The following is a 19,696-nucleotide window of genomic DNA, read 5'->3' as shown; positions in this document are numbered from 1 at the left end:
CCCGGCGTCCCCCGCCGCACCATGTCAGCCGCGCAATTTCTCGAACAGCTCCGCAGTCGGCGGCCTCACCCCGCGCCAGATCCGGAACGATTCCGCGGCCTGCTCGATCAGCATGCCCAGGCCGTCCCGGCACTGCGCGCCGCATTGTGCTGCAAAACGCAGGAATACGGTCGGTTCGCGACCATACATCATGTCATAAGCGAACGCATTGTCGGCGAAGGACGCTGCATCGACCGGAGGCAATTCAGCATCGAGGCTGGCCGAGGTGGCATTGATGACCATGTCGAAGCGGCCTTGCAGTTCGCCGTAGCCGCAACCGCGGATCTCGCAGCCGCCGGCGCCGCCGCCAGCGCGGAAAGCAGCGGCAAGCTCGTGCGCCTTGTCGACGGTCCGGTTGGCAATCACCAGCTCTGTCGGCTGTTCGGACAGCAGCGGCAGCAGTACGCCGCGGGCGGCGCCGCCGGCGCCGAGCAACAGCACCCGCTTGCCGCGCACCGGCACGCCCGCGTTGACGGTAATATCGGTCACCAGCCCCGCTCCATCGGTGTTGTCGCCGGCAATGCGGCCATCGCTGAAGCTCAGGGTGTTGACTGCGCCTGCGGCGCGCGCCCGCGGCGACAACTCGGTCGCGAGTGCGTGCGCTTCCAGCTTGAACGGCACCGTGACGTTGGCGCCGCAGCCGCCTGCGGCAATGAATTCGCGCACGGTACGCTCGAATCCGTCGAGCGGCGCCAGCAGGCGTTCATAGCTCAGTTGCTGCCCGGTCTGTGCCGCGAACCAGGCGTGGATCTCGGGCGACTTGCTGTGGGCAACCGGATTGCCGATGACGGCATAGCGGGCGGGCATGCTCATCATCCGCCGCGCAATTGGGCTTCGAGCGCATCTTCGCGGGTGAACTTGAAGCGGGTGATGACTTCCCACACATCGTCCTTGCCGGAAGTGCGCATGTTCGCGGGGAAACGGCCGAACGGCGCGGAGCGGCGCACGATGCGCAGCGCCGCATTGTCGAGTGCGGCGTTGCCGGAACTGCGCTCCACCCTGGGGCCACCCTCTTTTTCATAGATGGTGCCGTCATGGAATATCGGTATGTACAAGACCAGTTCTCCATAGATTTTGCGGCCGTTCTCCTGCGGGAAATTCAGGGTGCCGACGTTCTCGAGCTTGCGCTGCAATCCGCTGTAGTACATCGCATAACCGACTTCGCGCGTGCTCGGCGTGATCTGGGTTTTCTTCGGCCGCTGGTTATAGTCCTCGACCTTGCGGCTTATCTCGGCTTCCATCCGCGCCAGCGGGCGCGTACTGTCATAGCGGTCGTTGCCATCCGGCGCCGGCGCAGTCTCGGCCGGCTTTTCGCGCTCAACCGGCGCCGGCGCGCTGCGCTCGGTCTTGCGCGCCTGGGCCAGCATCTTCTGCTGCTGTTCTTCGAGCTTCGCGATGCGACGACGCGCAGCCTGCAGGCTGTCGCCGTCGGCATTCTGCCGCAGGTCGGGCAGTGGCGATTTTGCGCGGCCGGCATTGGCGTTGCCGCCACCATCAAGGTTGGCCTGCGCCAGCGCCTGTGCCTTCACCGGCTTGCTGTCATGCCTGGCATTGACGAGCACGACTTCAAGCCCCGGATCGGTCGGCTTGAAGCGCAAGGCTTCCGGCGGCGCGAATCGAATCGCGAGCAGGACGCCGTGCACCAGCAGCGAGACGCCGATGGCAATTGAAAGCGTGGGATTTCGGGAAATGAACTTCACTTGGGCAAGCCTTGAAAGCGTAAGCGATTTTACGATACCCGCCCCCGCTTTCCTATGATGACGCACGGCCAACGTGACCGCGGCGCCACTTACTGTCCTCGCTCGACATCGGACTCAGCTTCGGGCGACTCGGCCGGCTCCGCAGACTCCTCCGGAGCCGGCGGGATGGTTGCCGCTTCGTCCAGTGCAGCATCCGCTTCCTGATCGGTCAGCATTGCCGCATCGTCAAGTTCCACATCGGCATCTGACATCAGGTCTTCCGCGACGGGACCGGCAACTTCAAGCAGGCGCGCCTCGACCGCAAGGTCGACCTCGTCCCAGCGCAGCAGGTCGAGCCGGACCTGGGTTCCGCGCGCCAGCGGTGCCATTGCCGGCAACTTGATCGTCAGCGGTATGTCGGCCAGCCGCAGGATTTCCTCCTTCAGCACCACCGCATCCACCTGCCGGGCGTTCTCCTGCGTCAACCAGCGCAGGCACCAGTAACGCTCCATGGTCGACTGGAAGTCGGAATAGGCCGCGTAAGCAGCATCGAACGCGGACACGATCGCGAACAGGTCGGCGTCCTTGGGCTTGAAGGTGGCCGCCAGCGGCGCCGCCACGCCATGTTCGACGCAGGCCAGGATCTGCCACTGGTTCACCAGGTCGGTATAGCGCCGCAGCGGGGACGTGCTCCATGCGTACTGGTCCACCCCAAGTCCCTGGTGGGGCGCGGCGTGGGTCAGCATGCGCACCTGCATGCGCGTTCCCCAGCCGCCCTGTGCACGATAGATGCCGGGCACGCCGTGGTCGTTCATCATCTGGCCCCAACTGCTGTTGGCGAAGATCATCAGTTCGGCAACCACCTTGTCCAGCGGTGCGCCGCGACGGCGCCGGAGAATGCTGACGACATCGTTTTCGACATAGAAATTGAAGTCGATCCGGTTGTTCTGTTCCGGCCTCAAGCCAAATGCTGCGCGCTTGGCCATCCGCCCTTGCTCCAGCACCAGCGCCCACTGCCACAACAGGGACAGTTCTTCCTTGTGCGGATAGTCGCCGGAGTTGTTGGCCAGGTTTTCTTCGGTGACGACATCGTCCAGGTCGTTGTGTCTGAGATTGGACGCCATCGGCACCAGTTCGGCCCGTGTCTCCATGCTCTTCACGCTCCAGTCGGCGGTGTCCAGCGTCGCATACAGCGACACGGCCGGACAATCGCGCCCCTCGGCCAGGGTGAAACGTTCCACAAACTCATCCGGCAGCATGGTGATTTTTTCACCCGGCATATAGATAGTGGAGAGCCGCTGCCGAGCCAGTTCGTCAGCCGCGTCGCCACGCTTGATGCCCAGCGCGGGAGCGGCGATATGGATGCCGACACGGATCATGCCGTCGCTCAGGGTGGTCACCGAAAAAGCGTCATCGATCTCGGTCGTGCTGACGTCGTCGATCGAAAAGGCCCTGACATCGGCCCGTTCCAGCTTCCCGACCTGGGGCGTGGGCAAGAGCGGAAAACCGGTCCCGCGCGGGAAATACTCCATCAGGAACGGCGCGCAGTGCAGTTCCTTGGTGGAGGAAATTCCGCCGGTCTCCAGCATCAGGCGCTGGGGCGTGGTCTGCATCTCGACGCAAGCGGTGTCTAGGGCCTTGTACTCGATGCTGTTCTTGTCGGGCTTGAACAGCAGCTGCCGTGCTTGCGCACGCAGCGCCTCGGGCAAGCGGTGCGCCTTCAGTTCCTCGACATAGCTTGCCTGCAGCAGCGCCTGCTGCCGCTTTTTTTCCAGACCGGCCAGCGCTGCCTTCAGCGAGGTCTCGGGTGCCGCCTTGTAGCGGCCCCGGCCCTTGCGGTAGAAATACATGGGCGAAGCATGCAGCCTGAGCAGCAAGCCTGCGGCTTCATGCGGCTTCGGTTCATGGCCGAAATATTCCACGCCAAGATCGGAGAAACCGAACTCGTCCTGCCCCGCAACTTCCCACAGGAAATCAAGGTCGATCTCGTCAGCCACCACCCGCGCATCGCGCAGCAATTCTTCCGGCGACGGCGCGGCAAATTGCAGCAGCACGTCGCGCGAGCGCACCTTGGTGCGCTTGCCCGACTGGGTCTCGACCTGCCACGCCTCGCCCTGCTGGGAGAGCACGGCCCCGGCCTTGAAATCGCCGGATTCTTCAAAAAACAAATTCATTCAGTGCACACTATGGGTTGATGTCGACGTGACAGAACGACAGCACGTCGTCGATATATTTGGCGAAGTCCGACAGTCCGTGATCGCTGCCTTCAATGACGCGTTGCCGGGCTCCGGCGTAATGGGCTGTCATTTCGCGCCAGTCCAGTACCTCGTCGCCGGTTGCCGCGATCAGGAAATAGCGCTCGGGCCGGGTAATTGCCGGGATGGCAAGTGCTTTCAATTCATCGATGTATTCGCGCCGGAACTCGAAGGTCTCGTTCGAATGCCACGCGGGCAACACGCCAATGTACTGCTCCAGGTCGCGCGGCGGCGCCACCGCCGGGTTCAGCAGCGCTGCCCGGCAACCCGTCTTCTCGGCCAGCCAGGTTGCATAATAACCCCCGAGCGAGGAACCGATCAGGCACAACTGGTCGCCGGGAACGCCGGCAACCAGGTCTTCCACCAGTGCGATCGCTTCCTTCGGAGAAGCAGGAAGTTGCGGGCAGCGATACTGCCCGGACAGGCCCAGGGCACGCATGCGCTGATCCAGCAGGCGTGCCTTGAACGAGAGCGGCGAGGATCGGAATCCATGCAGGTAGACGATCAATAGTATCTTTCAGTTCAAGGCCACGAATTCAGAAATTCACGGCATCAGGTCAGGTTGCGGTTCTGGAACTGGAAGGTTCGCCAAGCCGGTCGAGAATCTTCTGGTGAACGCCGCCGAATCCGCCGTTGCTCATTACCAGTATGTAGTCGCCGGGGCGGGCATCGCTTGTCACCGCCGCCACCAGTTCTCCCAGGTCGTCGAACGCGCGGGCCCGCGCCCCCAGCGGCGACAAGGCTTCGCCCAGGTTCCAGCCGAGCGCATCCCGGCCTTCGCGGGCGCCATAGCCATAGATCAGGTCGGCTTGTCCAAGGCTGCCTGGCAGCGCGCTTTTCATGGTCCCGAGCTTCATTGTGTTCGAGCGTGGCTCGAGCACCGCCAGGATGCGGGCCGCACCGACCTTGCTGCGCAAACCGGCGACCGTGGTCTCGATCGCGGTCGGATGATGGGCAAAATCGTCATACACCGTGACGCCCCCCGCCTGGCCGCGCACTTCCATGCGCCGCTTGACGTTGCGAAACGCCGCCAGCGACTGGATTGCCTGTGCTGGCGGCACGCCGACATGCCGGGCGGCCGCGATCGCAGCCAGCGCATTGAGCCGGTTGTGCTCGCCGGTCAGCTCCCAGCTGACGGTCCCCTGCAGCGCGCCGTCAAGAAACACCTCGAAACGACCGTCCTCGAATTCCCGCAGCGTCCATCCCAGATGTTCTCCGCCCCTTTCGCCGCCCCTTTGGCCGGAATTTCCGCCAAAACGCTCCACCTCGCTCCAGCAGCCACGGGCCAACACCCGGTCCAGCGATGCCTCGCGGCCGTTGACGATCAAGCGGCCGATTCCCGGCACGGTGCGCACCAGATGGTGGAACTGGGTTTCGATCGCTGTCAGGTCGGGGAAGATGTCGGCGTGATCATATTCCAGGTTGTTCAGTACCGCCGTTTTGGGCCGGTAATGGACGAACTTGCTGCGCTTGTCGAAAAACGCCGTATCGTACTCGTCGGCTTCGATCACGAAGAAAGGCGTGCCGCCCGGGCCCGACAGGCGGGCGGAAATGCCAAAATTCATCGGCACGCCGCCAATCAGGAAGCCGGGATGGTAACCGGCGTCTTCCAGTATCCAGGCCAGCATCGAGGTGGTGGTCGTCTTTCCATGGGTGCCGGCCACCGCCAGCACCCATTTGTCCTGCAGGATGTGCTCGCCTATCCATTGCGGCCCGGATGTGTAGCGCAGCCCCTTGTTCAGGATCGCTTCCATCAGCGGATTGCCGCGCGAAACGACATTGCCGATCACATACAGGTCCGGTTCGAGGGCCAGCTGCCCGGTGCCGAACCCTTCGATCAGTTCAATGCCCTGCGCTTGCAACTGGGTGCTCATCGGCGGATAGACGTTGGCGTCGCAGCCGGTCACGCGATGTCCGGCCTCCCGGGCCAGGACCGCAAGTCCGCCCATGAAAGTCCCGCAGATGCCTAGGATATGGATATGCATTGTAAAATCACCGATTCGAATACCGCGATTCTACCCGACCCGCACCCGCGAGCCATGCCGACCGACCACCCATCCGATGCGGAACAGCTGCGCGCAGAAATCGCAGCAGCAGCAGCAAGAATGATTGCTGAAGATGGCGCCGACTATTCGACCGCCAAGCGCAAGGCCATCCGGCAACTGCTTGGCCAGCGACGGGTACGCGGCGACGTGCTGCCCGACAATGCGCAGATCGAGGACGAAGTGCGTGCTTACAACGAACTCTTCCTCAGCGATTCGCAACCAGCCCGGCTACAGAGCTTGCGCCAACTGGCGCTCGAGATCATGACTGATTTGCAAATGTTTTCTCCCTATCTGACCGGTGCGGTCCTGAACGGAACGGCCGGCGAGCACTCGGACATCCACCTTCAACTGTTCACCGACAGCCCCAAAGACGTGGAAATCCACTTGTTGAACCGGCATGTCGACTTCGAGGTGTCTGAAGTGCCGCATTTTTCGGGGCGGGCCGATCCGGTCGAGCGCCTGAGCTTCCTGCACCGCCGCGAGGGCGTGCACCTGGTCATTCATGATGTCGACGACCTGCGCGCCGGACGCCGCAGGCCGGACGGGCGCAACATTGAACGAGCCGACCTGAACGCCGTGCGCCTGCTGGTCGAACAAGGCCGCCAATGAAACGCACTTTCCCCATACTGATAGCATTCGGCATTCTTTTTGCTGGCATCGGCGTTTATTTTGGCGTGAACGAGTACTCTCCCAAGGCGCCCGCGGATGATGGCGGGGTCCGCCTTTTCGCCCTTTCACTGCCGGATGCCAAAGGAAGCAGCATCGCGCTGAGTCAATACCGCGGCAAGCCGGTGCTGGTCAATTTCTGGGCTACCTGGTGCCCGCCATGCGTGGACGAGATGCCGGAACTGAATGCACTGCAGCAGGAATTTGGCGCACAGAAAATGCAAATTATCGGCATCGGTATCGATTCTGCAACAAACATCGCCGATTTTGCGGTAAAGCAAAAGATTGATTACCCGCTGCTGGTGGGTGGCGCAGGTGGTACGGATCTCTCGCGCCAGCTGGGAAACAAGGCCGGGGGACTGCCTTTCACGGTCCTGATAGACGCCTCCGGCAAGGTCAGGAAACAATATCTGGGACGAGTGAAAATAGAGCAGTTGCGCAGCGACCTGCGCGCGCTGTAACCGGGCAGGAGCATTTCTTCTTGCCAATCCGCTTCATTTAACGGCAAAATGCCGCCATCGTCGTCAAACGGAGTCCGGCTCTTGGCCAAAAACATCCTCTTGCTGAATGGGCCGAACCTGAATCTACTCGGCACCCGCGAGCCGGAGGTCTATGGCCGGACCACACTGGACGATGTAGTCCGTGCAGCGGCGGCGCAGGTGGCGCAGGCAGGCGCGCAATTCCATCACCTGCAGAGCAATCATGAAGGCGAGCTGATTGACCGCATCCAGGCAGCAAAGGGTGACAAGGTGGACGCAATCGTGATCAACCCGGGCGGCCTGACGCATACCAGCGTCGCGCTGCGAGACGCCCTTGCCGGCGTGGCCATTCCGTTTGTCGAAGTGCATATCTCCAACGTGCATGCCCGGGAAACATTTCGTCACCACTCGTATCTGTCGGCCATAGCGGTCGGCGTGGTCTGCGGACTGGGCGTGGATGGCTATCGCGCCGCGATCGACTTTGCCCTGAACCGTCTCTAGCAGCATCCCCCACAATTCCGCCGGCCACGCAGTGCCGGCACAAGCACAGCATAAAAATTCCAGAGGATCTTATGGACCTACGCAAACTCAAGACGCTGATTGACCTTGTCGCCGAATCCGACATCGCAGAACTCGAAGTAACGGAAGGCGAAAGCAAGGTCCGGATCGTCAAATCGAGCACCTTGCCGCAAAACCAGATGGTAATGTTGCCGCAGGCCCAAATGGCTGCATCGGCTCCGCAGCCCGCCGCCATCCCGGCAGCAGCTCCCGAGCCCGCAGCTGCCCCGGCAGCACCCGTGGGACATGTGGTGAAATCGCCGATGGTAGGTACGTTCTACCGCGCGGCGACCCCGGGAGCAGCCCCCTTCGTCGACATCGGCTCCACGGTCAAGGAAGGCGACACGCTTTGCATCATCGAAGCGATGAAGCTGCTGAACGAAATCGATGCAGAGGTCGCCGGCGTGATCAAGCAAGTGCTGGTGGAAAACGGCCAGCCGGTCGAATTCGGGCAACCACTGTTCATTATTGGCTGAGCGGGCCAGGCCGGCGATCGGCCTCCCGTCTAACGCAAGACACTCCCTATGTTCGAAAAAATCCTGATTGCCAACCGCGGCGAAATTGCGCTGCGCGTGCAGCGCGCCTGCCGTGAGATGGGCATAAAAACGGTCGTCGTCCATTCTGAAGCCGATCGCGAAGCCAAGTATGTGAAGCTGGCCGACGAATCGGTGTGCATCGGCCCGGCCTCGTCGACCCACAGCTACCTCAGCATGCCGGCCATCATCAGCGCCGCCGAAGTGACGGATGCCGAGGCGATTCACCCGGGCTACGGCTTCCTGTCCGAGAACGCCGACTTCGCGGAGCGGGTCGAACAGTCCGGTTTCGTGTTCATCGGGCCGCGCCCGGAGTCGATTCGCCTGATGGGCGACAAGGTCTCGGCCAAGCAGGCCATGATCAAGGCCGGCGTTCCCTGCGTTCCCGGCTCGGACGGCGCCCTGCCCGAGGATCCGAAGGAAATCATCCGGATCGCGCGCAAGGTCGGCTACCCGGTGATCATCAAGGCTGCCGGCGGCGGCGGCGGACGCGGCATGCGCGTGGTCCATACGGAAGCCGCCCTGCTGTCGGCGGTTGCCATGACCCGCACCGAAGCCGGATCCGCATTCGGCAACCCCGAAGTCTATATGGAGAAGTACCTGGAAAATCCGCGCCACGTGGAGATCCAGGTGCTGGCCGACGAATTCCGTAATGCGGTCTGGCTGGGCGAGCGCGACTGCTCGATGCAACGCCGGCACCAGAAAGTCATCGAGGAAGCACCGGCTGTCGGCATTCCGCGCAAGATCGTCGAGCGCATCGGCGACCGCTGTGCAGAAGCCTGCCGCAAGATGGGTTACCGCGGCGCCGGCACTTTCGAATTCCTGTACGAAAACGGCGAGTTCTACTTCATCGAGATGAACACCCGGATCCAGGTCGAGCACCCGGTGACGGAAATGATCACCGGCATCGACCTGGTGCAGGAACAGATCCGCGTCGCGGCGGGCGAGAAGCTGCGCTTCCGCCAGCGCGATATCGAACTGAAAGGGCATGCGCTCGAGTGCCGCATCAATGCCGAGGACCCGTTCAAGTTTACGCCCTCCCCCGGACGCATAACGTCCTGGCATCCGCCCGGTGGCCCCGGCATCCGCGTCGATTCCCATGCTTATGCCGGCTACTATGTCCCTCCTCACTACGACTCCATGGTCGGCAAGGTGATTTCCTACGGCGCCACGCGCGACCAGGCGATCCGCCGGATGCAGATCGCGCTGTCGGAAATGGTGGTCGAAGGCATACTGACCAATATCCCCCTGCATCGGGAACTGATGGTGGACGCACGCTTCATCGAGGGCGGCACCAACATCCATTATCTTGAACAGAAACTCGCGAACCGCCCGGACCTTGTAAAAGGTTCGCTGCCAGTGACAAAAGCCTGAGCGATACGACATGAGCTGGACTGAAATCGTCATCGAAGTACCGCGGCAACATGCCGAACCCCTGTCGGATGCGCTGATGGATGCGGGTGCGCTGTCGGTTTCAGTCGAGGACGCGGATGAGGGCACGGAAGCAGAACAGCCCCTGTTCGGCGAGCCGGGCATGGAGCCGGCCGAAGCGGCCTGGGAACGCAGCCGGGTCATCGCGCTGATCAACGCCGACGCGGCGCATGCCGAGCTGGTCGCTGCGGCCACCGCAGCGGTCGGCATGCCCGCAGGCACGCCCTATTCGGTACGCACGGTGGAAGAGCAGGACTGGGTCCGGCTGACGCAATCCCAGTTCGACCCAATTCATATTGGCAAGAACATCTGGGTGGTGCCGAGCTGGCACCAGGCGCCGGATCCCGAGGCCCTGGTGCTGGAACTCGACCCCGGCCTCGCTTTCGGCACCGGCAGCCATCCGACCACCCGGCTTTGCATGGAATGGCTGGAACAGAACCCGCCCACCGGCAAGACAGTGCTCGACTACGGCTGCGGCTCCGGAATCCTGGCGCTGGTCGCCAGCAAGCTCGGCGCGGCCGAAGTGATCGGGGTGGACATCGATCCGCAGGCGATTGAAAGCGCCCGCTTCAATGCGCAGCGCAACGCCTGCGACATCACCTGGTATGTCCCGGAGGAATTCGCACCCGTTGCAGCCGGTCGGCAGTTCGACACGGTCGTCGCCAATATCCTCGCCAGCCCGCTCAAGCTGATGGCGCCGATGTTGTGCGGCCGGATCGGCCCGGGCGGCTCGCTGGTCCTGTCCGGCGTGCTGGCACGCCAGGCGCAGGAAGTGATTGCCGCTTACGCTCCCTACCTCGCGCTTGCCGTCTGGGCCGAGCACGACGGCTGGGTAGCCCTGGCTGGAAGCCGGGGGCCGTAACATGTCGCTGGCCACGCGATGCCCGTACTGCCAGACTACCTTCAGGGTCACCCATGACCAGTTGAAGCTGCGCAGCGGGCTGGTCCGCTGTGGCTCCTGCAAGGAAATATTCAACGGCGTCGAGCACCTGCTTCCCCCCAGTGCAGCCGCCAGCCCTGCTGCCACGCCTGCCACATCGATTGCCACAACTGCAGCGCCGCCAGTCGGCGAGATGCCGATGGCGCGCACTGCCGCGGCCACGACCACGGCCACGACGCAGCGCGCAGCAGATGTATCCAGTCCGAGTGGGTCCGAGCATGCTGGCGAACTTGCCAACCCACCCGAGAGCGGGTCGCAACCCATCCTCGCCGAAGCCGCGCCAGCGCAATCCGCATCCATTGCCACCGCTGCCACCGCCTCCGCCGCTACCGCCGATGCCGATCTGCAGGAACGGGCCGCGACCGAGGAGCAGCCGCACCGCACCGAACCCATTGCACATTACCAGCCGGCCGATGCCGGTCCGGAAACGGCTGACCAGGACGTCGACCCGCTCACCCGTATGACGCTGATGGACATCCGCCCGGCGGCGGACGGACATGAGCGGCCGCACGAGCAAACCGCGCCGCACGGCCGCGAAGCGGATGAGGTCAGCCGGGCAATCGACGAATTGCAGAGCAAACCCTGGCGTCAAAGTGGCGCAGATGGCGAGGTTTCCGACGAAATCGACGCGCTGGACGACGAAGAACCGGAATTCGTGCGGCGCGCACGCCGCCAGCAGCGGCTCGGCAAGCGGCTGCGCCTGGCCTTGATGGCGGGCTCGGTGGTGCTTGCGATGCTGGCCGTGCTGCAAGCCGGCATCGCCTTTCGTACCACTATCGCCGCGCACTGGCCGGCCACGATGCCGGCGCTGTCCCAGCTTTGCAGCACATTCGGCTGCAAAGTCGGCACGCCGGCGCAAATTGAGTTCGTCACGATCGAATCGCACGAACTGCAAGCCATGCCGGCCAGCGACAATACCTTCACGCTCGGCCTCCTGTTGCGCAACCGCAGCAGCATCGCCCAGGAATGGCCGCACCTGCAACTGACCCTCAAGGATCAGAACGGGCAGCCGGTCGTGCGCCGCGTCCTGGCGCCATCCGAATACCTGACGGCGCAGGACCGCAGCCGTGGCTTCGGTCCCACCTCCGAAAAACCGGTGCGCATGACGTTCTCGCTAACGCAGCTGAAGGCGTCCGGTTACGAACTACAGCTTTTTTACCCCTAGCTCCTGGCGCCCAGGCGCACGCCATTACCGAAACTGAACGGATTACACAAATGACCTCCCTGATTTGCGGCTCCCTGGCCTTCGACACCATCATGTCCTTCCACGGCCGCTTTTCCGAAGCCCTGCTTGCGGACCAGTTGCACAAGATTAACGTGGCGTTCCTGGTACCCAGCCTGCGCCGCGAATTCGGCGGCTGCGCCGGCAACATCGCCTACAACCTGAAGCTGCTGAACGGCGATCCGCTGATCATGGCGACCATCGGGCAGGATGGGGACGGCTACCTGCAGCGGCTCGATGCCCTGGGCATCAGCGCGCGCTGCATCCAGCCCATACCCGCTTCCTACACCGCGCAGGCATTCATCACGACCGATGCAGCAAGCAACCAGATCACCGCATTCCATCCGGGCGCGATGACGTATTCCCACCAGAACCGCGTGGCCGATGCAGGCCCGGTGAAGCTTGCCATCATCGCGCCCGATGGCCGCGACGGCATGCTCCAGCATGCGCGCGACTGCGCCGAGCTTGGCGTTCCGTTCATCTTCGATCCGGGCCAGGGATTGCCGATGTTCGACGGTGCCGAATTGCGCCAGTTCATCGAACTGGCCAGCTATGTCGCGGTGAATGACTATGAAGGCGAATTACTGAGCGAGCGGACTGGCTTGTCGTTCGAGCAGATCGCGCAACAGCTGAAAGCCTTGGTGGTCACGCGCGGCGAGCACGGCGCCCAGGTCTTTACCGATGGCAAGCGCATCGACATTCCGAGCGTGCCAGTGGAGCAGGTGATCGACCCGACGGGATGCGGCGATGCATTCCGCGCGGGAATGCTGTACGGACTGACGCAAGGGATGGACTGGCCCACCACCGGCCGGCTGGCGAGCCTGATGGGATCGATCAAGATCACGCACCAGGGCGGCCAGAATCATGCGCCGTCGGTGGCGGAAATCGGAGAGCGGTTTCAGCAGGCTTTCGGGTATCGGTACGCCTGAAATCTTCCACTTGACGGGGGCACCAGGTCAATCGCCCAGCAGCATCTTCCTGACACTGTCGAGATCCATGTTGCTCCGGATCTCGACCAGCTTGCGCCGGCCGGTCTGCCCCTGCACTACTTCCACGCTGGCCTTGCTCACGCCGAGCAGCTTGGCCAGCATGCGCACCAGTTCCTCGTTGGCACGACCCTCGATCGGCAGCGCCTGCAGGCGGATCCTGATGACGCCCTCCACCTCTCCGGCCACTTCACTTTTCCGCGCGTTCGGGACAACCTGGACCGCCAGCCGCACCATCTCCCGCTTCATGCCATCAGCAGCACGGCACCCGACAGGGACAGCGCGATGCGCAAGACGATGAAAGCAAGGATAGGCGACAGGTCGACACCTGCGATCGGCGGCAGGATGCGTCGAAAGGGGCGCATCACCGGTTCATTGAGGGCGCGAACGAAGGGCGCCAGCGGCGCATTCGGATTGACCCAGCTGAAGACGATTTCGATGATGAGCGCGCCCATCAGGCTATACAGTATCCAGCTCAGCAGCTGATACAGCGCCAACGCCAGCACCGCTCCTGGCATGAACCTGTTGCCCAAAGCCGTTGTGATCGCGGCAAACGCCAACGCGACCAGGAATGCCGCCACCAGCGAGGCCCAGTCATAGCCAGCCACGCCCGGCACGACCCGGCGCAGCGGACGCACCAGCCAGTCGGTCAGGCGGACGATGAAATCGCCGAACGGAGAAGGCGGGCGCACCCGCACGGCCTGGCACCAGAAACGCAGCCAGAACAGGAAACCAAGCGTGCTGGCAACGAAATCAAGGATCAGGGTGAGAATACTGGTCAGCACGGATACTCCTCAAAAAAAATTCCCGCCGCACGACGGGCATGCAGCGGGAATTGTGCCCGAAGCGAATCGGGCTTCCAAGCAGTGCTGGAATTACGGACGGGTACCGGTCGGGAACGGCCAGGCCGCTGCCGGATTCAGCACAGTCTTCACAGCAGGTGCAGCTGCAGCTGCAGGTTTCGCAGCAGCAGGCTTCTCTGCTTTCTTGGCAACCGGCTTCTTGGCAGGAGTCGGCTTCGCAGCAGGCTTGGCCGGAGCTGCAGGCTTCTTCGTAGCAGCTGGCTTGGCAGCAGGCTTCTTCGTAGCAGCCGGCTTGGCAGCAGGCTTCTTCGCAGCAGCAGGCTTGGCGGCCGGTTTCTTGGCAACAGCCGGCTTTTTAACAGCGGCCTTCTTGGGAGCAGCCTTTTTAGCAGCGGCTTTCTTCGGCGCTGCTTTCTTGGCGACGACTTTCTTGGCTGCTGCCTTCTTCGGTGCTGCTGCTTTCTTGGCTACCGCTTTCTTGGCGACGACTTTCTTGGCCGCTGCCTTCTTCGGTGCTGCTGCTTTCTTGGCTACCGCTTTCTTGGCGACGACTTTCTTGGCCGCTGCCTTCTTCGGTGCTGCTGCCTTCTTCGCTACGACCTTCTTCGCGACTGCTTTCTTCGCTACGACCTTCTTGGCTGCTGCCTTCGGAGCCGCTTTCTTGGCTACGACCTTCTTGGCTGCTGCCTTCGGAGCCGCTTTCTTGGCTACGACTTTCTTGGCTGCTGCTTTCTTGGGCGCGGCTGCTTTCTTGGCCGCGGGCTTCACAGCCGCTTTTTTAGCGGCCGGTTTCTTTGCTGCTGTTGCCATTTGATTCTCCTTCACGTGATGGGATATCAAGCTATGAAAACCCCCCTGCAACATCGCGATGAGGCAGGTGGATTATTCATCGGCGCAAGCGTTCATCGTTTGCGCTAATGAATTCGGCACCAGCTGAACTGCTGCATCTCCTCGCATATGCAGCACTTCAGCCATTCGTTGGCGCGCCCCGGCCTACTGCTCTCGGGAACGCGCGCCAAAAAAAACGCCGGCTACACCGCCGGCGTTGGAATACTGTTTCTGGACAGACAAACCCTTTTTCGAAGAATACGATGCCTTGCCCTCTATCTTCGGGCGCTGCGCAAGATGCAGTGTGGCGCGTACAGGTCGTCTACTGTCCATCAATCTTTTTATTTGCCTTTCCGAGTTCGCAGCCTCGGGTCATGCTGGCCGACTGCGCTGCGATCTCACACCTTCCCGGATCCGGTCCGTCTGCCTTGGTTCAGGACTTCAGCGCTTGCTCATCGGCGGCGCTTGCTTCGCTTGCCGCATTCATCGTGAGGCCAGCGCATTCGCCTGATCGATCACGCGGTAAAAAATTTTCATACCGATATCGACGAATGCCGCGATTATGAGACCGCGCGAATTTTTTTGTCAACAAATTGACACTGCATTGATGCACATGCGAGACATCAGTGCGCAACAACTCATGCAGCTCATCCTTCGCGTGTTCAAGCAAAGCACCCGCACATGAAACAAGACGCAGATAAAACAGTGACAGCCTGATCCTTGTGCGGTTCCCTTCAGCAGGAATCCGGAGGAGCGAAGTTCATCATTCCCAGTTGAGCGCGCCGCCGGTCTGGTACTCGATCACGCGCGTCTCGAAGAAATTGCGCTCCTTCTTCAAATCGATCATCTCGCTCATCCAGGGGAACGGATTTTCTTCCTGCGCAAACAGCGGGTCCAGGCCGATCTGCTGCGCGCGACGGTTTGCGATGAAGCGCAGGTAGCCTTTGAACATCGGCGCGTTCAGCCCCAGCACGCCACGCGGCATGGTGTCCTCTGCGTAGCGATACTCCAGGTCCACTGCCTTCAGGAACAGGGCTTTTATTTCGTCGCGGAAGGCCGGCGTCCACAGGTGCGGGTTTTCGAGCTTGATGGTGTTGATCAGGTCGATCCCGAAATTGCAGTGCATGGACTCGTCGCGCAGGATGTACTGGTACTGCTCGGCAGCGCCCATCATCTTGTTCTGGCGGCCGAGCGCCAGGATCTGCGTGAAGCCGACGTAGAAGAACAATCCCTCCATCAGGCATGCGAACACGATCAGCGACTTCAACAGCTTCTGATCGTTCTCCGTTGTGCCGGTGGCGAATTGCGGATCGGTCAGCGTATCGATGAACGGGATCAGGAACTGGTCCTTGTCGCGGATCGACTCGACCTCGTGGTAGGCATTGAACACCTCGCCCTCGTCGAGCCCGAGCGACTCGACGATGTACTGGTAGGCGTGGGTGTGGATCGCTTCTTCGAACGCCTGCCGCAGCAGGTACTGGCGGCATTCCGGGGCCGTGATGTGGCGATAGGTGCCGAGCACGATGTTGTTGGCGGCGAGCGAATCGGCGGTGACGAAGAAGCCGAGGTTGCGCGTGACCAGGCGACGCTCGTCGTCGGTCAGGCCGTTCGGGTTCTTCCACAGCTCGATGTCGCGCTGCATGTTGATTTCCTGCGGCATCCAATGGTTGGCGCAGCCGGCCAGGTACTTGTCCCATGCCCATTTGTATTTGAACGGGACCAGCTGGTTGACGTCGGTCTGGCCATTGATGATGCGCTTGTCGGCTGCATTGACGCGCCGCTGCAACTGCTCGGCCGTGACCTTGACAGGCGGCGCTACCAGGCCGGGATCCAGTGCAACATTGTGCATGGCTTGCAGCGCAGGGGCAGCTGGCGCCGGCATCGGGGGTTGAGTCGCACGTGTGGTTGCGGGGGTGACTTCGTCGTCCCAGGACAGCATGTCTTTTCCTCTTTGATCTTGGGTTGCCCGGCCTCATCGGCCGGTCAGGGGAAGCCGCGGCTTCCGGTGCATCGTTTCCCCACGCGCCTGCTGTTTGCGCAATCGCGTGGGCTGTGCGCCTAGGCGCTTACTGGCAGGCTTCGCATTCCTCGAAGCCCGGATCGCCGGGGCGCAACATGCAGGCGGGTCCGGCCAGGTCTTCCTGCGCGGCTGCGGCTGCTGCGGTTGCTGCTGCCGCGGCCATGCCGCCATCGGTCGGCACCGCGTTCAGCGCACCGGTCTTGGACGTCGATTTCTCGGTGTGCGTGGCGCCGATCGTGCGCAGGTAATAGGTGGTCTTCAGGCCGCGCAGCCAGGCCAGCTTGTAGGTCTCGTCGAGTTTCTTGCCGGAAGCGCCTGCCATGTAGATGTTCAGCGACTGCGCCTGGTCGATCCACTTCTGCCGGCGCGAGGCGGCTTCCACCAGCCACTTCGGGTCGACTTCAAACGCCGTGGCGTACAGGTCGCGCAGGTCCTGCGGGATGCGGTCGATCTTGGCCAGGCTGCCATCGAAGTACTTGAGGTCGGAAATCATCACCTCATCCCACAAGCCGCGGGCCTTCAGGTCGCGCACCAGGTGTTCGTTGATTTCGGTGAACTCGCCGGACAGGTTCGACTTGACGTACAGGTTCTGGTAAGTCGGCTCGATGCAGGCCGCCACGCCAATGATGTTGGAGATGGTTGCCGTCGGCGCGATCGCCACGCAGTTGGAGTTGCGCATGCCGAACTGCTTGATACGGGCACGCAGGGGAGTCCAGTCCATGCTCTCGCTCTGGTCGACCTCAAGGTAGCCGCCGCGCTCCTCGGCCAGGAGCTTGACGGAATCCTGCGGCAGGATGCCGCGGTCCCACAGCGAACCGGGATAGGAGCTGTAACGGCCACGCTCCTCGGCCAGCTCGGTCGAGGCCCAGTAGGCGTAGTAGCAGACCGCTTCCATCGAACGATCGGCAAATTCGACCGCATCATTGGAGGCGTAGGGCACGCGCATCATGTGCAGGCAATCCTGGAAACCCATGATTCCCATGCCAACCGGACGATGGCGCAGGTTGGAGTCGCGCGCCTTCTTGACCGCGTAATAGTTGATGTCGATCACGTTATCCAGCATCCGCATCGCAGTGCGGATGGTCTTTTGCAGCTTGACGTGGTCGAGCTTGCCGTCCTTCATGTGGGCCGGCATGTTGACCGAACCCAGGTTGCAGACCGCGATTTCCGAATCGTTGGTGTTGAGCGTGATCTCGGTGCAGAGGTTGGAGCTGTGCACCACGCCGACGTGTTGCTGCGGCGACCGGATATTGCAGGGATCCTTGAACGTGATCCAGGGATGACCGGTCTCGAACAGCATCGACAGCATCTTGCGCCACAGGTCGGTGGCCTGGACCGTCTTGAACAGCTTCAGCTCACCGCTGGCGGCTTTGGCTTCGTAGCCCAGGTAGGCCTGCTCAAAGGCACGGCCCACCTTGTCGTGCAGGTCCGGCACATCGCTCGGCGAGAACAGCGTCCATGCGCCTTTTTCCATCACCCGTTTCATGAACAGGTCGGGAATCCAGTTCGCGGTGTTCATGTCGTGGGTGCGGCGGCGGTCGTCGCCGGTGTTCTTGCGCAGGTCGAGGAATTCCTCGATATCCATGTGCCAGGTCTCGAGGTAGGCGCAGACTGCGCCCTTGCGCTTGCCGCCCTGGTTGACCGCGACGGCGGTGTCATTGACCACTTTCAGGAACGGCACCACGCCCTGCGACTTGCCATTGGTGCCCTTGATATGGGCACCCAGGGCGCGCACCGGGGTCCAGTCATTGCCCAGTCCGCCGGCAAACTTGGCCAACAGCGCGTTTTCCTTGATCGCATCGTAGATGCCCTCGAGATCGTCGCCAACCGTGGTCAGGTAGCAGGAGGACAGCTGGGAACGCTGGGTGCCGGAGTTGAACAGGGTCGGCGTCGAGCTCATGAAATCGAAGCTCGACAGCAGGTTGTAGAACTCGATGGCGCGCGCCTCGCGGTTGATTTCGTTCAAGGCCAGGCCCATTGCCACGCGCATGTAGAACGCCTGTGGCATCTCGATACGGGTGCCCTGCACATGCAGGAAGTAGCGGTCGTACAGTGTCTGCAGTCCGAGGTAACCGAATTGCAGGTCACGGTCCGGCACCAGCGCCTCGGCCAGTTTCGCCAGGTCGAACTGTGCCAGTTTCGAATCCAGCAGCTCGGCCTGGATACCCTTCTTGATGAAGCGCGGGAAATAGTCGAGGTAGTGGGTATGCGCGTCCTTCTGCGCCACTTCCTGGCCAAACACTTCTTTACGGATCGTATGCATCAGCAGGCGCGCAGTGACCAGGCTGTAGGCCGGATCCTTTTCCATCAGGGCGCGGGCGGCCAGGATGGCTGACTTGTGCAACTCTTCCACCGGCACGCCGTCGTACAGGTTCTTGACGGTCTCGGCCAGGATCCCTTCGGCATCTACCTGCTTGTCCAGTCCGACGCAGGCGGCCACGATCAGGTCGCGCACCTGTTGCATGTCGAGCGGACGGCGCTGGCCATTCTCGGTCACGTGCAACTGCACGGCGGCCGGCGCTGCCCTGGATGCCTGTTGCTGCGCCCGCTCTTCCATGCGCCTGGCGCGATACAGCACATACGCCCGCGCAACATCATGTTCGCCCGAACGCATCAGCGACAGTTCAACCTGATCCTGCACGTCTTCAATATGGAATGTGCCGCCGGCAGGCTGGCGCCGCACCAGTGCGGACACGACCAGACCGGTCAACTGCTCGACCATCTCGCGCACCCGCGCGGACGCTGCGCCCTGTCCGCCGTTGACAGCCAGGAAGGCCTTGGTCATTGCGATGGAAATCTTGGAAGGCTCGAAGCCGACTACCGCACCATTACGGCGAATGATTCGGTAATCCCCCAACGATGCCTGCGTCTGCAAGGCGGAAGGAACCGCGCCGGCAGCCGTATGCATGGCGCCGATATCTGTAGATTTGGTGGAAATGACTTCGGATGTTGAGTGCACTTGGCCTCCTGGACTCTGATTTTTGAGCAACCTTGGCTGCTGGTCTTGATGCGCCCCGGCGGGGGCGGATGCCTGGATACTGCTACGCCGGCCATCAACAGCATCGCTTCGATGGCCGGCATGAAACCGGTTATTGACGGGTCTGTCCTACGGCCCGGCCCTGCATGGAACGCACTGCAAAGTACCGCAACCTGCCAACGAACAGCCCCCATGAGAATCGTGGGATGGATACTACATCTAGTTGCTTGAATCG

The 19,696-nt window shown here is 62.2% G+C and carries 18 protein-coding genes; 8 read left to right on the top strand and 10 right to left on the bottom strand.

The annotated features are described in order from the left end of the window. Positions 1-24: 24 nt before the first annotated feature. The 5 genes from aroE to mpl all read right to left on the bottom strand — a co-directional run bounded on the left by aroE (position 25) and on the right by mpl (position 5,958). Positions 25-855 (bottom strand): shikimate dehydrogenase, encoded by an 831-nt coding sequence (gene aroE, locus FVE66_RS00520; protein WP_421828728.1) that lies wholly within the window; start codon positions 853-855, stop codon positions 25-27. Then, a complete protein-coding gene (locus FVE66_RS00515) occupies positions 852-1,739 on the bottom strand; it encodes an energy transducer TonB (protein ID WP_151445443.1) in 888 nt (295 codons plus the stop codon). The genes aroE and FVE66_RS00515 overlap by 4 nt, the downstream gene beginning before the upstream one ends. Positions 1,740-1,828: 89 nt before the next feature. Next, positions 1,829-3,892: a ribonuclease catalytic domain-containing protein gene (locus FVE66_RS00510; RefSeq protein WP_151445442.1), complete on the bottom strand. Its 2,064-nt coding sequence runs from the start codon at positions 3,890-3,892 to the stop codon at positions 1,829-1,831. Positions 3,893-3,902: 10 nt separating this feature from the next. Next, positions 3,903-4,481, bottom strand: a complete 579-nt coding sequence (locus FVE66_RS00505) for a YqiA/YcfP family alpha/beta fold hydrolase (RefSeq protein ID WP_151445441.1) — start codon at positions 4,479-4,481, stop codon at positions 3,903-3,905. Between the two features lie 49 nt (positions 4,482-4,530). Continuing rightward, complete coding sequence (gene mpl / locus FVE66_RS00500; RefSeq protein ID WP_151445440.1) at positions 4,531-5,958, bottom strand: UDP-N-acetylmuramate:L-alanyl-gamma-D-glutamyl-meso-diaminopimelate ligase; 1,428 nt, start codon at positions 5,956-5,958, stop codon at positions 4,531-4,533. A gap of 54 nt (positions 5,959-6,012) precedes the next feature. Between mpl and FVE66_RS00495 the strand changes: the two genes are divergently transcribed. The 8 genes from FVE66_RS00495 to FVE66_RS00460 all read left to right on the top strand — a co-directional run bounded on the left by FVE66_RS00495 (position 6,013) and on the right by FVE66_RS00460 (position 12,776). Further along, a complete protein-coding gene (locus tag FVE66_RS00495; RefSeq protein WP_151445439.1) occupies positions 6,013-6,627 on the top strand; it encodes a hypothetical protein in 615 nt (204 codons plus the stop codon). Continuing rightward, positions 6,624-7,145, top strand: a complete 522-nt coding sequence (locus tag FVE66_RS00490) for a TlpA family protein disulfide reductase (RefSeq protein ID WP_151445438.1) — start codon at positions 6,624-6,626, stop codon at positions 7,143-7,145. The genes FVE66_RS00495 and FVE66_RS00490 overlap by 4 nt, the downstream gene beginning before the upstream one ends. Before the next feature lie 81 nt (positions 7,146-7,226). Beyond that, positions 7,227-7,664, top strand: a complete 438-nt coding sequence (gene aroQ, locus FVE66_RS00485) for a type II 3-dehydroquinate dehydratase (RefSeq protein WP_151445437.1) — start codon at positions 7,227-7,229, stop codon at positions 7,662-7,664. A gap of 71 nt (positions 7,665-7,735) precedes the next feature. Further along, entirely contained in the window at positions 7,736-8,197 is a 462-nt protein-coding gene (accB, locus tag FVE66_RS00480) for an acetyl-CoA carboxylase biotin carboxyl carrier protein (protein WP_151445436.1), read from the top strand. 48 nt (positions 8,198-8,245) lie between these two features. Beyond that, positions 8,246-9,628 carry an acetyl-CoA carboxylase biotin carboxylase subunit gene (gene accC / locus FVE66_RS00475; RefSeq protein WP_151445435.1) on the top strand — a complete coding sequence of 461 codons (1,383 nt, stop codon included), beginning with the start codon at positions 8,246-8,248 and terminating at the stop codon, positions 9,626-9,628. A 10-nt stretch (positions 9,629-9,638) separates the two neighbouring features. After that, positions 9,639-10,547, top strand: a complete 909-nt coding sequence (prmA, locus tag FVE66_RS00470; RefSeq protein ID WP_151445434.1) for a 50S ribosomal protein L11 methyltransferase — start codon at positions 9,639-9,641, stop codon at positions 10,545-10,547. A 1-nt stretch (position 10,548) separates the two neighbouring features. Further along, complete coding sequence (locus tag FVE66_RS00465; RefSeq protein ID WP_151445433.1) at positions 10,549-11,790, top strand: DUF3426 domain-containing protein; 1,242 nt, start codon at positions 10,549-10,551, stop codon at positions 11,788-11,790. A gap of 50 nt (positions 11,791-11,840) precedes the next feature. After that, positions 11,841-12,776 carry a carbohydrate kinase family protein gene (locus FVE66_RS00460; protein WP_151445432.1) on the top strand — a complete coding sequence of 312 codons (936 nt, stop codon included), beginning with the start codon at positions 11,841-11,843 and terminating at the stop codon, positions 12,774-12,776. Positions 12,777-12,803: 27 nt separating this feature from the next. Here FVE66_RS00460 and FVE66_RS00455 read toward each other — a convergent pair whose 3' ends face one another. The 5 genes from FVE66_RS00455 to FVE66_RS00435 all read right to left on the bottom strand — a co-directional run bounded on the left by FVE66_RS00455 (position 12,804) and on the right by FVE66_RS00435 (position 19,392). Next, a complete protein-coding gene (locus tag FVE66_RS00455; protein ID WP_151445431.1) occupies positions 12,804-13,082 on the bottom strand; it encodes a DUF167 domain-containing protein in 279 nt (92 codons plus the stop codon). Further along, positions 13,079-13,618 carry a YggT family protein gene (locus FVE66_RS00450; RefSeq protein WP_151445430.1) on the bottom strand — a complete coding sequence of 180 codons (540 nt, stop codon included), beginning with the start codon at positions 13,616-13,618 and terminating at the stop codon, positions 13,079-13,081. Before FVE66_RS00450 ends, FVE66_RS00455 begins: the two co-directional genes overlap by 4 nt. 90 nt (positions 13,619-13,708) lie before the next feature. Then, the gene (locus FVE66_RS00445) at positions 13,709-14,446 is read right to left on the bottom strand and encodes a histone H1-like DNA-binding protein (protein ID WP_151445429.1); all 738 of its coding nucleotides are present in this window, start codon (positions 14,444-14,446) and stop codon (positions 13,709-13,711) included. A gap of 781 nt (positions 14,447-15,227) precedes the next feature. Next, positions 15,228-16,403: a ribonucleotide-diphosphate reductase subunit beta gene (locus FVE66_RS00440; RefSeq protein ID WP_151445428.1), complete on the bottom strand. Its 1,176-nt coding sequence runs from the start codon at positions 16,401-16,403 to the stop codon at positions 15,228-15,230. A gap of 127 nt (positions 16,404-16,530) precedes the next feature. Next, entirely contained in the window at positions 16,531-19,392 is a 2,862-nt protein-coding gene (locus tag FVE66_RS00435) for a ribonucleoside-diphosphate reductase subunit alpha (RefSeq protein ID WP_241673025.1), read from the bottom strand. Positions 19,393-19,696: the final 304 nt, after the last annotated feature.

Source organism: Lacisediminimonas profundi (assembly GCF_008831265.1).
GTDB lineage: Bacteria > Pseudomonadota > Gammaproteobacteria > Burkholderiales > Burkholderiaceae_D > Lacisediminimonas > Lacisediminimonas profundi.
Note: the sequence above shows the minus strand (reverse complement) of the source record. Positions and strands in the feature narration are given on the sequence as shown.

Excerpts from the sequence above, each read along its gene's own strand:
- FVE66_RS00510 (WP_151445442.1), bottom strand. The coding sequence starts at position 3,892 with ATGAATTTGTTTTTTGAAGAATCCGGCGATTTCAAGGCCGGGGCCGTG.
- FVE66_RS00445 (WP_151445429.1), bottom strand. The coding sequence starts at position 14,446 with ATGGCAACAGCAGCAAAGAAACCGGCCGCTAAAAAAGCGGCTGTGAAG.
- FVE66_RS00490 (WP_151445438.1), top strand. The coding sequence starts at position 6,624 with ATGAAACGCACTTTCCCCATACTGATAGCATTCGGCATTCTTTTTGCT.
- mpl (WP_151445440.1), bottom strand. The coding sequence starts at position 5,958 with ATGCATATCCATATCCTAGGCATCTGCGGGACTTTCATGGGCGGACTT.
- FVE66_RS00435 (WP_241673025.1), bottom strand. The coding sequence starts at position 19,392 with ATGCATACGGCTGCCGGCGCGGTTCCTTCCGCCTTGCAGACGCAGGCA.
- accB (WP_151445436.1), top strand. The coding sequence starts at position 7,736 with ATGGACCTACGCAAACTCAAGACGCTGATTGACCTTGTCGCCGAATCC.
- accC (WP_151445435.1), top strand. The coding sequence starts at position 8,246 with ATGTTCGAAAAAATCCTGATTGCCAACCGCGGCGAAATTGCGCTGCGC.
- FVE66_RS00455 (WP_151445431.1), bottom strand. The coding sequence starts at position 13,082 with ATGAAGCGGGAGATGGTGCGGCTGGCGGTCCAGGTTGTCCCGAACGCG.
- FVE66_RS00495 (WP_151445439.1), top strand. The coding sequence starts at position 6,013 with ATGCCGACCGACCACCCATCCGATGCGGAACAGCTGCGCGCAGAAATC.
- FVE66_RS00440 (WP_151445428.1), bottom strand. The coding sequence starts at position 16,403 with ATGCTGTCCTGGGACGACGAAGTCACCCCCGCAACCACACGTGCGACT.
- prmA (WP_151445434.1), top strand. The coding sequence starts at position 9,639 with ATGAGCTGGACTGAAATCGTCATCGAAGTACCGCGGCAACATGCCGAA.
- FVE66_RS00465 (WP_151445433.1), top strand. The coding sequence starts at position 10,549 with ATGTCGCTGGCCACGCGATGCCCGTACTGCCAGACTACCTTCAGGGTC.
- FVE66_RS00460 (WP_151445432.1), top strand. The coding sequence starts at position 11,841 with ATGACCTCCCTGATTTGCGGCTCCCTGGCCTTCGACACCATCATGTCC.
- aroE (WP_421828728.1), bottom strand. The coding sequence starts at position 855 with ATGATGAGCATGCCCGCCCGCTATGCCGTCATCGGCAATCCGGTTGCC.